General features: G+C 72.5%; 13 protein-coding genes and 1 tRNA gene. 11 read left to right on the top strand and 3 right to left on the bottom strand.

The window, feature by feature from the left end:
• Positions 1 to 92: 92 nt before the first annotated feature.
• Both C1A33_RS23575 and C1A33_RS23570 read left to right on the top strand, forming a co-directional pair.
• Positions 93 to 1,100, top strand: coding sequence for a carbohydrate kinase family protein (locus C1A33_RS23575; protein ID WP_101833531.1), 1,008 nt, complete (start codon positions 93 to 95; stop codon positions 1,098 to 1,100).
• A 148-nt stretch (positions 1,101 to 1,248) separates the two neighbouring features.
• Entirely contained in the window at positions 1,249 to 2,208 is a 960-nt protein-coding gene (locus C1A33_RS23570) for a PIG-L deacetylase family protein (protein ID WP_101833546.1), read from the top strand.
• A 65-nt stretch (positions 2,209 to 2,273) separates the two neighbouring features.
• Here the strand turns inward: C1A33_RS23570 and C1A33_RS23565 are convergent, their stop codons facing one another.
• Positions 2,274 to 3,743, bottom strand: a complete 1,470-nt coding sequence (locus C1A33_RS23565) for a glycosyltransferase (RefSeq protein WP_423748133.1) — start codon at positions 3,741 to 3,743, stop codon at positions 2,274 to 2,276.
• A gap of 1,050 nt (positions 3,744 to 4,793) precedes the next feature.
• On the opposite strand from C1A33_RS23565, the gene C1A33_RS23560 reads away from it, so the two are divergent.
• From C1A33_RS23560 to C1A33_RS23535, 6 genes are all read left to right on the top strand, one after another.
• Positions 4,794 to 5,690 (top strand): class II glutamine amidotransferase, encoded by an 897-nt coding sequence (locus tag C1A33_RS23560; RefSeq protein ID WP_101833529.1) that lies wholly within the window; start codon positions 4,794 to 4,796, stop codon positions 5,688 to 5,690.
• Between the two features lie 187 nt (positions 5,691 to 5,877).
• Entirely contained in the window at positions 5,878 to 6,744 is an 867-nt protein-coding gene (locus C1A33_RS23555; protein ID WP_101833528.1) for an LLM class F420-dependent oxidoreductase, read from the top strand.
• A gap of 97 nt (positions 6,745 to 6,841) precedes the next feature.
• Positions 6,842 to 7,231 (top strand): hypothetical protein, encoded by a 390-nt coding sequence (locus tag C1A33_RS23550; protein ID WP_101833527.1) that lies wholly within the window; start codon positions 6,842 to 6,844, stop codon positions 7,229 to 7,231.
• 61 nt (positions 7,232 to 7,292) lie between these two features.
• Positions 7,293 to 8,054 carry a GAF and ANTAR domain-containing protein gene (locus tag C1A33_RS23545; RefSeq protein WP_243407877.1) on the top strand — a complete coding sequence of 254 codons (762 nt, stop codon included), beginning with the start codon at positions 7,293 to 7,295 and terminating at the stop codon, positions 8,052 to 8,054.
• Positions 8,055 to 8,424: 370 nt separating this feature from the next.
• The gene (locus C1A33_RS23540) at positions 8,425 to 9,471 is read left to right on the top strand and encodes an ABC transporter ATP-binding protein (protein WP_207770460.1); all 1,047 of its coding nucleotides are present in this window, start codon (positions 8,425 to 8,427) and stop codon (positions 9,469 to 9,471) included.
• Positions 9,468 to 10,229: an ABC transporter permease gene (locus C1A33_RS23535; protein ID WP_101833526.1), complete on the top strand. Its 762-nt coding sequence runs from the start codon at positions 9,468 to 9,470 to the stop codon at positions 10,227 to 10,229. The genes C1A33_RS23540 and C1A33_RS23535 overlap by 4 nt, the downstream gene beginning before the upstream one ends.
• Before the next feature lie 432 nt (positions 10,230 to 10,661).
• On the opposite strand, the gene C1A33_RS23530 is transcribed toward C1A33_RS23535, so the two are convergent.
• A complete protein-coding gene (locus C1A33_RS23530; protein ID WP_101833525.1) occupies positions 10,662 to 11,105 on the bottom strand; it encodes a hypothetical protein in 444 nt (147 codons plus the stop codon).
• 97 nt (positions 11,106 to 11,202) lie between these two features.
• Positions 11,203 to 12,606, bottom strand: a complete 1,404-nt coding sequence (locus C1A33_RS23525) for an MFS transporter (protein ID WP_243407876.1) — start codon at positions 12,604 to 12,606, stop codon at positions 11,203 to 11,205.
• Here C1A33_RS23525 and C1A33_RS37015 point away from each other — a divergent pair.
• The 3 genes from C1A33_RS37015 to C1A33_RS23515 all read left to right on the top strand — a co-directional run bounded on the left by C1A33_RS37015 (position 12,605) and on the right by C1A33_RS23515 (position 13,636).
• A complete protein-coding gene (locus C1A33_RS37015) occupies positions 12,605 to 12,772 on the top strand; it encodes a hypothetical protein (protein ID WP_243407875.1) in 168 nt (55 codons plus the stop codon). The genes C1A33_RS23525 and C1A33_RS37015 overlap by 2 nt on opposite strands.
• A gap of 141 nt (positions 12,773 to 12,913) precedes the next feature.
• The gene (locus tag C1A33_RS23520; RefSeq protein ID WP_101833524.1) at positions 12,914 to 13,387 is read left to right on the top strand and encodes a MarR family winged helix-turn-helix transcriptional regulator; all 474 of its coding nucleotides are present in this window, start codon (positions 12,914 to 12,916) and stop codon (positions 13,385 to 13,387) included.
• A gap of 160 nt (positions 13,388 to 13,547) precedes the next feature.
• Positions 13,548 to 13,636 (top strand) — tRNA-Ser (locus C1A33_RS23515).
• Positions 13,637 to 13,638 lie beyond the last annotated feature (2 nt).

The raw sequence follows: 13,638 nt of genomic DNA, 5'->3' as shown, positions 1-13,638 counted from the left end.
GGATTGGTGACGGTACTCGAAGGGCGGAGCGACCGGGTGACGGTGCGCCAGGCGGAGGTGGATGCGCGATCGAGGAGCGGCCCCGGGGCGAGATGAGTACCGAGCGTGTCGGAGAGGGCGACCTCCCGCCACGCTTCGTGGTCGCGGGGGCGTTCGTGCTGGACTGTCTGATCGAGGCCGCGGATCTGCCGGCCTGGGGACGGTACCTGCGGGCCGACGCGATGCGGATGGTGCCGGGGGGCAAGGCGTTCAACCAGGCCGTCACGCTGGCGCGGCTCGGTCTCCAGGTCGCCGCGGTCGGGGCCGTCGGGCGGGACCCGGTCGGCGTGGCCATCCGGTCGGTGCTGGTCACCGAGGGCGTCGAGGTGTCCGCGATGGCGGTGCGCCCGGGTGCGCCGACCCCGGTCTGCGTTGTGCACACCCGGGGTGACGGCGAGAAAGCGGTGGTCTGGCGGGTGCCGGATGAGCTCGCGGGCACCGGTCATGACCTTGCCCGCGCCGTCGGCGCGAGCGGCGGCCACGTCGACGCGGCTCTGGTGACGTTCGAGTTCCCCTGGGCGGTGCCCGATCTCGTGACCGCGGCGGCGAAGGCCGACGCCCGGGTGATCGTCGACCCGGCGCCGACCGTACGGGACGCGGGCCTGCTCGACGAGGTGCCCTGGGAACAGGTCGACGTGCTCGTGCCGAACGAGTCCGAGGCGCGTGCCCTGCTCGGCGCGCACCCGGCCGCGGCCGGCGCCGCCCTGCAGCTCGCCGCGGCGGTCGCGGACCGGCTCGGCGTGCCGACCGTCTGCGTCACGCTCGGCGCCCGGGGATGCGTCCTGCACACCGCCGAACGGAGCACCCATCATCCGGCGCCGCCCGCCGCGGTCGTGGACACCACGGCCGCCGGCGACGCGTTCACCGCGGTGTTCGCCGCGAGGCTGGTCGCGGGCCAGCCGCCGGACGAGGCGGTCCGTGCGGCGCTGCTCGCCGCGGCCCTCACCGTGGCACGGCCGGGGGCGTACGAGGCCCTGCCCACCGCGCGTGAACTGCGTGATGTCACCGCGCGTGGTGATCGGGGCCGGGGCCGGGGAGCGCTGTCCCACCGGGCATGCTGAAGGGGCACGCGGTGGGCGCGTTGCGGCCAGGCAGCACGAATTCCGGGATTGGCATGCGGGGATCCGTTTCGGCCGGGTGTCGGACACGGTCGGGCAGACGCGGGACGCTAGGGTCCCGAGCTGTCGAGGGGAGGCGGTCACGGTGACGATGACGACGGCGTGGCAGTCGGTGCGGCGCGATCCGCGGACCGCGAAGTCCGAGGTGATGGTGCTGGCCCGCTCGGCGTTCCGCTGGGCCTGGACCCGGCGTGGCACCGACCTGACCGCGGCCATGGCCCGGTCGTCCTGCCTGGTGGTGGCACCGCATCCCGACGACGAGACGCTGGGCTGCGCGGTGGCGGTGATGCGCAAGCGCGCCGTCGGGACGCCGGTGACCATCGTGATCGTCTCGGACGGTGCCAGGGCCGAGCCGGTGACGCTGCCGCCGGCCGAGCTGGTCGAGGTGCGGGCGGGCGAGACGCGGCGGGCGTGCGCGGCGCTCGGCGTCGGCGAGACGGACGTGCTCTTCCTCGGCTTCCCCGACTCCGAGCTCGGCGAGCATCTCGATGCCATCGCCGGCCGGCTGTCCGAGATCATCCGGGCGCGCGGGCCCGCGCAGATCCTGGTGCCCACGTCCTGCGAGGGCCATCCGGATCATGACGCGACGCACGAGGCGGCGCGCCGGGCCGTCGCGGCCACCGGGTTCGCCGGCCAGGTGCTGGAGTACACGGTCTGGCTGTGGACGCACTGGCCCTGGACCCGCGGCTACGGAACGCGGGACAGGTCGGTGAGCCGGCTGCTCGTCGAGCCGTTCCGCCGGCTGGGCGACGCGCGTCCCCTGCTCGTCGACGCCCGGGGGCTGCGAACGCGGCAGCGCCGCGCGCTCGCCGAGCACGTGACCCAGGTCGGCGCCGGTGATCCGGGCGGAGCTCCGTCGGCCGGGGGCGCGGCCGGCGAGGATGCCGGCACTCCGGTGACGGGACCGCTGCTGGCCACCCTGCAGAGTCGATACGAGGTCTACGTCCAGGCGGGCGCGCTTCGCCACCTGGACTTTCCCCGCCCGTGGCGGTCCAGCGGCCCGGTCGGGGCGACGACCGAGCGCCGGGCACGACCCGGCGCCAGCGGGTAGATCGACGCTACCCGGTCAGAGCCGCTGCGCCGGCGTGAGCGGGCCTGATATCGGCGATTTCGGTGTCAGCCGGTTCGCCGCTGCTCGCCGCGCGGCGCGGGGCCCGCGGGGCTGGCCGCCTCCGAGGCGGCAAGAAGGTTCGGCGTGGTGGTCGGCACGACGATCGCGGCCGGGCCGGACCTGGGGGAGACGGGCGCCTGCGGGTCCGCCGCCGTGGCGCCGTCCGGCCCAGCCACATTGCCCGGCGACGCCGCCGCGGGCAGGGCCAGCGGCTGGACACCGCGCCAGCGCCCGCGCCGGCGGACGCCGACCTGCTCGAACTGGACGATGGCGCGCCGGTAGGCGTCCTCCTTGCGGCGGGCGATCGTCATCGGGTCGATCTCCCGCACCCCGGTGCGACCCTGCGCGCCCACGACGGCAGCGCGGGCGGGATCGAGCAGGTACGGCGCGAGCGCGGCGGCCAGCGCCTCCGGGTCCCCGGGCGGGACCGCGGCGCCGGCGCCCCAGCGCTCGACGAACGGCGCCACGCCGGTGCGGGTCGTGGTGACCACCGGCCGGCCGGCCGCCATCGCCTCGGCGGCCGCGATGGAGAAGCTCTCGAAGCGGCTCGGCACCGCGACGACCCGGGCCCGGCGGTAGACCTCGCGGATCTGGTCGCCGGAGAGGTGGCCGGTGAACTCCACGTCGAGCCCGAGTTCGCGGACCCGGCGGTCGAGCCAGGTACCGGCCGCCATCCCGTTGATCAGTCCGGCGGGACGGCCGGCGAGCACGAGCCGGTGCTCGACGCCGGCGGCGCGCAGCCGGGCCGACGCGTCGAGCAGCACGTCGACGCCCTTGTAGGCCTCCAGGCGGCCGATCGCGGCGACGGTCGGCGTCGTGCCGGAGACGTCGGGAACGGTGAGCCACGGCACCGCGTCGAACGGGTTGGGGATGACCTCGACGGCCCGTCCGTCGAGCCAGCCGCGTTCCCGCAGCGTGTCGACGAGCAGCTGCGACGGCGAGGTCACCACATCCGCCAGGTCGGCGGACATGCGGTCCAGACGGTCGGCGAGCCGGCCCTTCGGGCCGATCGGCGCGCCGGCCAGCCGGACGGTGAGCATCGTCGGGCAGTGCAGATGGATGGCGAGCGGCCGCGAGTGCGACACGGCCTGGATGAGGCCGCGTGTCTCGCCGTCCTGCGTCTCGATGACGTCCGGGCGCAGGTTCAGCCGGCGCATCCAGAACGTGTATGACAGCGGCAGGCTCGCCCGCAGACTGATCGAATCCCGTGGGTACAGCGGCCCGCGCAGGCGGGTGCCCACCGGCCCGAGCCCACGGCTGACCGGGACCCGCAGCAGCGGGCGCCGGTGGACGTGTACGCCGTCCTGCACCGAGTCGACGACCTTGTGACCCTGTGCGCAGACCACGTGCACCTCGTGGCCGAGCTTCGCCAGCGCGATGGCGAGCGTCGCGGTGTAGCTGCCCGCGCCGTCCCAGACCACCGGTGGAAACTGCTCGCAGAGGAACACGATGCACAGAGCGTGTAGTGATCGCATCGAATCCACCATCAGAGACTCCGGCCCCCGTGTGCCTGGTCGTGAAACCTCATCCAAGGCACTCCTGTCGTCTCCCGCCGACTCGCCCCGCGGCCGCCTGTCCGGTGCCGCGCGCCGAGCCTGTGTGCCTTTCCTGCCCGCCTGCCGTCCTCACGGTCATGACCGCGCTCACGGACCGTCGCCGCGAGGGCGTCGTCCGTCGGGACGGTACGCCGACGGAGTGACAACCTGTGGGAACAGCCCTGATGCGGAGAGCGACCGTATGACGGTCATGGCCGGACGAACCGCCCACCCGAACGTGACGCACCGCTACGCCCCCGCAGACACCGGCCGAACCGGACCGCCGGAGTTCGCGGCCTCGGAAGCCGGCGGACCGCGCTGTCGGAGTAGTCACGCGTCTCCGTTCCACCGCCCGATCGCCGACATGTGGGGGTAATGGTGGGGATACGTTACCCGTCCCCACGACCGCTCTGGCAAATCTTAAGGAAACGCGAACGCCGTTTTGTGAAGAACGGCCCGATCGAGTCTGCGATGTTCAGCTTCTGGACGCCTGTCGGCTGTCGGCCCGTGGGTGCCCGTTCTGGCCCCGATCGCCTCCGTTGCTCCACGGCCGGGTCCCGTTGGGATGTGCAGTGATGGCGGAGGGGAACCTGGTTTGGAGTATTACGTCCGGATAACATACATTTCGGCCGGGTTAGCCGGATCAGGCCATCATCGGGTGGTCATCGCGTCCTGGCCCGAACGGGCGGGGGCAGGCTGCGGCACCTACTCGCGGCGCGATGGTGGTGATCGTGTCCGGCGGAGTGAACAGGTAAACATTACGAAAGGGAAGAGTCGGTCTGGACGCCGGGTCGGTCCGGGCCGTTGTCCAGAAATGTCGGGCCGAGCGGGAGTAGCCGACAGTTCGGCGGGAACAGGGCGACGGAACGGAACGTCCGCGTCGAGCCCGGGCGGCCGGGCGGCCGGTCGGAGCAGGCCAGGCTGGTTACGGAACGTAACCTCCTGTCGGGTCGGGCGACGGATCCGTCAACATCGTCAGGGAGGGCGTCCATGTGTCACCTGTTCGCGATGAGCAGTGGGCCGGCGCGCGTCCAGGCCACGTTCTGGCTGCTCGACGCGCCGGACAGTCCCCGGGCGGCGCAGCGGCGCACGCCGGACGGCGCGGGACTCGGCGCCTTCGACGTCAACGGCGTCCCGCACGTGGTCAGGCAGGCGATCCGCAGCCGGGCCGACACCGCCTTCGCCCGGGAGTCCCAGGAGGTGGTGTCGTCGACCTTCGTGGCGCATGTCCGGCATGCCTCGACCGGGCGGGCCGTCGACGCCAACACCCATCCCTTTGTCCGGAACGGTCGGATCTTCGCCCACAACGGCGTGATCGAGGGTCTGGGCACCCTGGACGCGGAGCTCGGCCCGGCCTGCTCCGACGTGTTCGGCGACACCGACTCCGAGCGGTTCTTCGCGCTGGTCAGCCGCGAGATCGCCGCCCGTGGCGGGGACGTCGGCGCGGGGATCACGGCCGCGGCCCGGTGGGTCGCGGGCAACCTGCCGCTCTACTCCATCAACATGATCCTCATCACCGGCCGTGAGCTGTGGGCGCTGCGGTATCCGGACACGAACAGCCTGTACGTGCTGCGCCGTGACGCGGGCGGGCGCAACGCGCGCCATCTCGACCACGCCAGCCCGTTCAGCGAGATCCGGGTACGGTCCCTCGACCTGCTTGATCTGCCGGCCGTGGTGGTGGAGAGCGAGCGGATGGACGAGGACCCCCGCTGGCGGCTCATGGACAGCGGTGAACTGCTGCACGTGGCGGCCGATCTGACGGTGACCTCCCGGCTCGTGCTCCCCGAGCCGCCGACACACCAGCTCTCCCTCGAGGACCTGCGTCCGCAGGCCGCCGAGTCGCAGACCACCGCGGTGCCGGAGGTGCCGGCGGCCACGACCCCCTGACCGCGCACTCCGCGTGGCCCCCGCCCGCACGACCATGGCCCGCGCGCTCCCCGGCGTGGCCGCGCGGGCGGGCCCGAGGTGCCGGGTCGGCGAAAGCTGCGGACATAGTGGGCGTGTGCACGGGGTAGCAAATGTGATGGGGTGTTGATGCGGACAGTCGCAGTTCCCTGCGCGGAAGGGGCTCGTCGTGGTACTTGAAGTCGGCAGGATCGGGCTCTGGGCAGCTCAGCGGCAGTGGCCGACCGATGTCCGGACGCGGACGGAGATCGCCGTCGAGGTGGCGGCGATGGGTATCCCGACGGTGTGGATCGGTGCGGCGAGCGGGGACCTGGAGCTCCCCGCGGCCATCCTGGATGGCACTGAAGGGCTCGCGGTCGGCACGAGCATTCTGAACATCTGGACGGAGAAGGCGGACATCGTCGCCGACCACTACGCGATGCTCGCCAAGGCGCACCCCGACCGGCTGCTGCTCGGCTTCGGCGTCGGGCATCGCGACCCGGTCGAGAAGATGACGGGCCGGCGCTGGGAGAAGCCGGTGCGGGTGCTGCTCGACTATCTGGACACGCTCGACGAGCTCGGCGTGCCTCGCGAGGACCACGTGCTCGCCGCGCTCGGTCCGCGGGTGCTGCGGATCGCCGCCGAGCGGACGGCGGGTGCCCTGCCGTACCTGGTCACCCCCGAGCACACCCGCCAGGCCCGCGAGATCATGGGGCCGGGCCCGCTGCTCGCCCCCGAACTGAAGGTCGTGCTGGAGACCGACGCCGAGCGTGCCCGCGCCATCGCCCGCCAGTCCCTGTCCATCTACCTCGGGCTGCCGAACTACACGAACAACCTGCGCCGGCTCGGGTTCACCGACGACGATCTCGTTGGCGCGGGCTCGGACCGTCTCGTCGACGCCGTCGTCGCCTGGGGGGACCTGGACTCGGTGCTCGCCCGCATCGCCGAGCATCACGAGGCCGGGGCCGACCACGTCGCCGTGCAGGTGCTCACCGACACCCCGGGCGAGCTGCCGCGCGCTCAGTGGGCGCTGCTCGCCGAAGCGATCAACGGCTGACGACGGACCCACCGGGCCTGCCCGGGTGCGGTAATCTGGGCGGCAACCGATCAATTCGCCTGCCCTGTGTCTGCGGCCGAGTCACGGAGAGTGACGCATGCCCGCAGACAGTACTGACGAGCCTGCCGCGACGATTCCCGCTACCCGGGACGGCGCCAGCGCGCCGCTCCCGCCGATGCCGACCGAGGCTGCGGCCGTCGCCATCGATGGCGATGCGGAGCTGGTCGCGAGCCTGATGGTGGGGATGAGTACGGATGAGCGGGCCCGCCTGCTTTCTATGATCAGCTCTTCGATCGAGGCCGAGCGGTCGGCGGCGCTCGAGGGGACCGTGCGCCGCCAGGTGGACGTCGGGGTTCGCCGTCGCCGTTGGTCGCGCCGGCCCGCGGGCGTCGACGCCGGCCCGGCGCCGGCTGAGGGTGTCGAAGCCGGCCCGGGGCCGGAGCGTTCGGAGTCGGGCGATACCGGCACGGGCGGTGCCCGGGCCTAGCCGCTCCGCGTCCGGCTGGCGTCCCGCTGGCGTCCGGCGGCGGCGTTCGGTCGGATGGGATGTGAGCGCGGAGGGGCGGCGGGCGCGGGTTGACGGGCGGCACGGCGGGAGCGGCATCGTGGAGATCGACAGGGCGAAGCTGGACGCGAGCCTGACCAGGCTGCATCACCTGGCGCCCAGCGAGATCGAGCTCGGCAGGCTGGTCGGCGAGGTGGTCCGGGCCGTCACCGAGATCTTCGGGCTGGCCGGCGCGGGCATGCTGCTGGTCGACGCGGACCGCGCGCTGCGCAGCATCGCCGCCTCCGACAGCAGGGGAGCTCTGCTTGAGCGCGCCCAGGAGGAGTACGGCGAGGGCCCGTGCGTCGAGTCGTTCATCATCGACGAGGTGGTCGTCTCGAACGACATCGCCGCCGACGAGCGATGGCCGCGGGTCACGCCGATCCTTGCCCGGGGAGGAGTGCGCGCGGTCCTCGGCGTGCCGGTGCGTCTCGGCGGCGGGCCGATCGGCACGCTGAACGTCGCCGACGACCGGCCGCGGGTGTGGACCGACAGCGAACGGGACGCGATGGTTCATTTCGGCGCCGTGCTGGAGAATCTGCTGCTGGTCGGTCTGGTCGCGGACCGCAACGACCGTCTCGCCCGCCAGCTGCAGTACGCGCTGGACTACCGGGTGCCCATCGAGCGGGCGGTCGGCTATCTCATGGCGACGATGCGCACCGACCCGATAACCGCCTTCGAGAAACTGCGCCGGATCGCGCGCGGGGAGCGCCGTCGGGTATCCGAACTGGCCGAGGAGATACTCTCCGAGCGGCGGGTGTTGTGAATATCCGCCGGGTGGCACCCGGCTGATTCCGGGGGCTGGCCCGATGGTCGGCCGGCGCGGGCGGTGGTTGGCTGTCGCCAGGACGACATGGTCCTGCCGGCCGTGGGGCTGGCCTGCCGGGTGGGGGATCCGTGACGATGAACCCCGGCGGAGCGGTTCGTGGGGGATGCGTGGCCATGCCGTTTCACGCGTTGTACCGGCCGCCGCCGGGAGTTGCCGTCGGCGTGGTGGAGCGCGGGATCCGCGTCGCGCGGGCGGAAGGTCGGATGGACGTCCGTCGGGTTACTGGTAAGAGACCCGGACGTGAACTGGCTTTCGCAGGGACCCGGTCGTCCGCGTGCATACAGGGACGTATGTCGAAAGGAGGCGAATGATCGAGGCACAAGGGCTCACCAAGCGTTATGGACGTACGGTCGCCGTCAACGACCTGTCCTTCACGGTGCAGCCCGGCAGGGTAACGGGATTCCTGGGGCCGAACGGCGCCGGAAAGTCCACGACCATGCGGATGATCCTGGGGCTGGACAGCCCGAGCGCCGGCACGGTACGGATCAACGGCCAGCGGTACGCCGAGCTGCGCCACCCGCTGCGGCAGGTCGGCGCGCTGCTGGACGCGAAGTGGGTGCATCCCAACCGTTCCGCCCGGTCGCACCTGCGCTGGATCGCCGCGTCCAACCGGATCCCGCCCAGGCGGGTCGACGAGGTGCTGGAGATCGTCGGGCTCACCGGGGTGGCGGGCAAGCGGGCCGGCGGGTTCTCGCTCGGCATGTCGCAGCGGCTCGGCATCGCCACCGCGCTGCTCGGCGACCCCACGGTGCTGCTGTTCGACGAACCTGTCAACGGTCTCGACCCGGAGGGGATCCTCTGGATCCGGCAGTTCATGCAGCGCCTCGCGGGCGAGGGGCGCACCGTGTTCGTCTCCAGCCATCTGCTCTCCGAGATGGCGCTGACCGCGCAGGACCTCGTCGTCATCGGCCGGGGCCGGCTCATCGCGCAGACCAGCACCCGGGAGTTCATCGACAACGCGTCCGAGTCGTCGGTGCGGGTCCGCGGGCCGGAGATGCAGCGGCTGCACGGCGTGCTCACCAGCCAGGGTCTGGCCGTACGCGACCTGCCGGCCGGGGACGACGGGCCGGCGGCGCTGCTGGTCACGAACAGCACGACAGAGCAGGTGGGCGAGCTTGTCGGCCGGGTCGGCCTGGTGCTGCACGAGCTGTCCGCCCAGCGCGGGTCGCTGGAGCAGGCGTTCATCCAGCTGACCGGAGGTGACGTGGAGTACCAGTCGGGCGGCCTCGGGACCCCGGGCGCCGTGCGGCCGCCGGCCCAGGGCGCGCCGGCCCAGCCGGGCGAGGGCCCCTTCGCGGCGCCGGCGGGCGCGGGCCAGACCGACCCGGCGACGCAGGGAGGCACCACCCGATGACGCTGCTCACCGTGGAACGGATCAAGCTGTTCTCCACCCGCTCCCCGTGGTGGTGCATGATTCTCGCGACCGCTCTCACCGTGGGGCTCACGTCGGTCTTCGCGGCGACGACCAAGTCCCGGGACCTCAACGACCTCACGCCGAGCGTCACACAGTTCGCCTACAACTTCGGGCTCGTGGTGATGATGGTGATGGCGACGCTGGCCGTCACCACCGAGTACAGGTTCAGCACGATCCGGTCGACGTTCCTCGCGGTGCCCCGCCGGACCCCCGCGCTGCTCGCGAAGGTCACGGTCGTCGGGCTGGTGGCGGGGATCGTCGGCGAGATCACCGCGGTCGGGTCGTGGGCGGTCGCCAAGGCCATCAAGCCGGACGCGCCGTTGGCGATCGACACCGCGCAGGAGTACCGCAACGTGTTCGGCGTCGGGCTGATCTACCTGCTGTCCGCGGTCCTCGCCGTCGCCGTCGGCCTGATCGTCCGGCAGTCGGCCGGCGCGATCGTGATCGAGCTCGTCTACCTGCTCCTGCTGGAGAACCTGCTGCCCTCGATCCCGACGATCGGCGACAACATCCAGCACTGGCTGCCCTTCACCGTCGGTAACAACTTCATCGTCGCCGGTCAGCCGGAGACCAGCGACGGGCCAGCCGTGATCACGGGCATGCCGTTCGGGCCGTGGGGATCGCTGGTGTACTTCGCCGCGGTCTGCGTGGGCCTGTTCGTTGTCGCCGGCTTCCTCGCGAAGCGGCGCGACGCCTGACCCACCGCCGCGCGGCTCGCCCGCGCCCCGCGGTGGGCGGCTGGCGGGCACATCGCCGCGCTCAACCCGTACCTGCCGCGCAGCGCCGCCCGGGCCGCGATCGTCGCGCCCGCGGTGCTGGCCGTCGGATATCACCTGTTCGGCCGGCTGCTGCTAGGCCTGTTCGCCTGGTTCGGCGCGTTCGTGCTGCTGGTCTTCGTCTGGTCTTCGTCGACTTCGACGGGCCCCCGCGGGTGCGCTCCCCGCCGACGCCGGGGACCTGGCCGCGGCGCGGCACTGCGCGCTGGCGCGGATCCGGGCCGCGTGCGCCGCGGGCGATCCGGACGCGGCCGTCGCCGCCCTCGACGTCGTCGAGCGGACCGAGCACCTGGCCGTCCTGCGGGAGCTGCGGGGACGTCTCGGCGACGCCGTGCGGGCCCTGGCCGTGGACGGTCAGGCGCCCCGGCCCCACAGGTCGCGGCCGGCCCTGGCCCGCTCACCGGCCTTCATCCGGGCCTCGTGCACGTGGCGTTCGCCCCCGGTGAGGCGCCGCCGGACCTCCTCGTCCACCTCGGCGAAGGGCCGGTAGTACAGCTCGTCGTACTCCTCGACGATCTGGAAGGTCCAGCGGCCGTCCAGCACGTTGCGCCCGTGCAGCCGGCCGCGGACCATCGCCGCGGTCCGGGCGTGGCCCGCGTCCTCCAGCCCGCCGATCGCCGCGCTGAGGGTGAGGTCGGCCCGCCCGGACAGCTGGTGGAACTCGTAGAGCGCGCCGCGAGCGCGCTCGACCCACTCCAGTGCCTCGCTGAGCCGCCCAACGGCGTCGACGGTCGCGTCGTCGAGCTCGGGGTGGGTCCGGTCCCGCGTGCGGGGCTGGTCGTCCGGTGTGCCGCTCACCCAGGCTGGATGCCCGGTGGGTTGAGCGGTCACACCGGCCGGCGGCCGGACCCCGCCCCGGCCCCGGCGGGTGGGTGGGTGGAGGTGTCGGGTCCGATCAGGGCGAGACGGCGTCCGCCTGGGCGGTGTTCTCCGCCGAGGTGAGGGCCGTGTCCCGCTGCGGCGGGATGACGACCGGCGCCGACGCCCGCCGGCCGGGGATGAACGCGGCGAGCACGAGCGCCACCGCGGCCGCGGCCGCGCCGATGATGAACGTCGTCTTGAAGCCTGCCAGGGAGGGCACCGCGCTGCCCTGGTAGGTCGTGGTCATGTGGGCGAGCACGACGCCGACCACCGCCGCCGAGGAGGAGGTGCCGATCGAGCGCATAAGGGTGTTCAGCCCGTTCGCCGCGGCCGTCTCGGTCGGCGGCACCGCCGACATGATCAGCGCCGGCATCGCCGAGTAGGCCAGTGCGATCCCCAGCCCGACCAGCGACGACACGAGGATGATCTGCCAGATGTGATGGATGAGGACCACGCCGAGCCCGTAGCTGACCCCGATCGTCAGCGCGCCGAGCATCAGACTGGTCTTCGGCCCGAAGGCGCTGGAGACGCGGGCGGTGAACGGCGAGGCCAGCATCATCACGACGCCGAACGGCGCGAAGCACAGCCCGGCGACGACCATCGACTGACCGAAGCCGTAGCCCGTGCCCGTCGGCGCCTGCATCAGCTGCGGGATCACCAGCGACACGCCGTACATCGCAAAACCGATCGCGACCGACGTCAGGTTGGTCATCAGCACCTGCCGGCGGGCGCTGATCCGCAGGTCGACCAGGGGACTCGGCGAGCGGAGCTCCCAGGCGCCCCAGGCGGCGAGGACGACGACGCCGACGGCCGCGACCCCCAGCGTCCGGCCGGTGAGCCAGCCCCAGTCGCTGCCCTTGGAGATGACCAGCAGCAGCGCCAGGACGCCGATGGACAGTCCTGCCGCGCCGACGAAGTCGAAGCGGCCGTGGCCCGTGTCGCGCACCGGCGACTCCGGAATCACCCGCCAGACCAGCGCCAGCGTCAGCAGACCCAGTCCGGCCGCCCCCCAGAACAGCACGTGCCAGTTGAACTGCTGAGCGATGACGGCGGCGAGCGGAACGCCGAGCGCGCCGCCGATGCCGAGCGAGGAGCTCATCAGCCCGAGCGCGGAGCCCAGCTTCTCCGGCGGCAGCTCGTCGCGCATCACGCTGATGCCCAGCGGGACCAGGCCGAGGGACAGGCCCTGCAGCGTCCGGGCGGCGATCACGACCAGCAGCGAGCTGGTGAGCGCGCCCAGGACCGACCCGATCGTGAGGATGCCGAGGCTGATCAGCATCATGCGCTTCTTGCCGTACATGTCGCCCAGCCGGCCGAGGATCGGCGTCGACACCGCGGCACCGAGCAGGGCCGCGGTCACCACCCAGGCGGTGTTCGAGGCCGAGGCGTCCAGCAGCTCCGGCAGGTCGGCGACGAGCGGCACCACGAGCGTCTGCATGATCGAGACCACGATGCCGGCCACCGCCAGGGCCCCGATGATCGGTCCGGTCGCGGTGGCGGCCCTGCGTCGATCACGAGGCTCGGCGGACGCGTGTGACATGAAGGCCTCCGGAAGCGCCGGCGGGGTGCACCGGCAGGGCGGGGTGCGCGACGAGGACGAGTGATCGCCGGTGGCCATGGCGGCGATCGGATGTGCATCATGCATGCTATGTGGGGGGTGCATATGCGTGCGGGTTGCGCATAGTCTGGGACGTAGCTCACCATCAGACGCGGGCGTGGGAGCCCCAGGCGTGGCGGAGGCAGTCGTGCCCGAGGATCTACAGGACGTCGAGCGCGAGCTGATGCTGCTGGCCCGCCATCACGTCCTGCCATCGTCGACCTACAAGCGCAGCGGGCGCACTCTCGACCGCTCGGCCTACCTGCTGCTCAGCCGGATCGAGGTGGAGGGCCCGATGAGCATCGGCCAGCTGGCCGACGCGTTCGCCCTGGACGTCTCCACCGTCAACCGGCAGACGGCCGCGATGCTGCAGGCGGGCCTCGTCGAGCGCATTCCCGATCCGGACGGCGGGGTGGCCCGCAAGCTGGCGATCACGCCGGACGGCCTGCGCCGCCTACACGACGACCGCGGCGTTGTCGTCGGGAGCCTGGCGACGATCCTCGCGGACTGGAGCGACGAGGACCGCCGGAGCCTGGCCGAGATCCTCGGCCGCTTCAACATCGCGTGCGAGCGGCTGAACGACTACGCCTGGCCCCGCCCGGCGCGTGTCGGCGACCATTGACCACTTTCTGACCGGTCCCTGCCATGGGTGACGTCCCACGCCGGTACCGCGCCGCCAGCTGCGATACTGGGAGGCGGCCAGCCGGAGACGGCGGTGATACGGCCCGCGCGCGGAACCCCCCGATCGGCGATCAGGGGTGCCGGGCGTGGTCCGTGGGTGGGGAGGGCTCGCCTAGTGGCCGATGGCGGCGGTCTTGAAAACCGCTAGAGGGGTTACACCTTCTCGTGGGTTCGAATCCCACGCCCTCCGCC

Source organism: Frankia canadensis, from assembly GCF_900197875.1.
Classification (GTDB): domain Bacteria; phylum Actinomycetota; class Actinomycetes; order Frankiales; family Frankiaceae; genus Frankia; species Frankia canadensis.
Note: the sequence above shows the minus strand (reverse complement) of the source record. Positions and strands in the feature narration are given on the sequence as shown.

What these genes read in the sequence shown, in the direction of transcription:
- C1A33_RS23575 (WP_101833531.1), top strand. Translation starts at nt 93, where the DNA reads ATGAGTACCGAGCGTGTCGGAGAGGGCGACCTCCCGCCACGCTTCGTG.
- C1A33_RS23570 (WP_101833546.1), top strand. Translation starts at nt 1,249, where the DNA reads ATGACGACGGCGTGGCAGTCGGTGCGGCGCGATCCGCGGACCGCGAAG.
- C1A33_RS23565 (WP_423748133.1), bottom strand. Translation starts at nt 3,743, where the DNA reads ATGCGATCACTACACGCTCTGTGCATCGTGTTCCTCTGCGAGCAGTTT.
- C1A33_RS23560 (WP_101833529.1), top strand. Translation starts at nt 4,794, where the DNA reads ATGTGTCACCTGTTCGCGATGAGCAGTGGGCCGGCGCGCGTCCAGGCC.
- C1A33_RS23550 (WP_101833527.1), top strand. Translation starts at nt 6,842, where the DNA reads ATGCCCGCAGACAGTACTGACGAGCCTGCCGCGACGATTCCCGCTACC.
- C1A33_RS23540 (WP_207770460.1), top strand. Translation starts at nt 8,425, where the DNA reads ATGATCGAGGCACAAGGGCTCACCAAGCGTTATGGACGTACGGTCGCC.
- C1A33_RS23535 (WP_101833526.1), top strand. Translation starts at nt 9,468, where the DNA reads ATGACGCTGCTCACCGTGGAACGGATCAAGCTGTTCTCCACCCGCTCC.
- C1A33_RS37015 (WP_243407875.1), top strand. Translation starts at nt 12,605, where the DNA reads ATGATCGAGACCACGATGCCGGCCACCGCCAGGGCCCCGATGATCGGT.
- C1A33_RS23525 (WP_243407876.1), bottom strand. Translation starts at nt 12,606, where the DNA reads ATGCAGACGCTCGTGGTGCCGCTCGTCGCCGACCTGCCGGAGCTGCTG.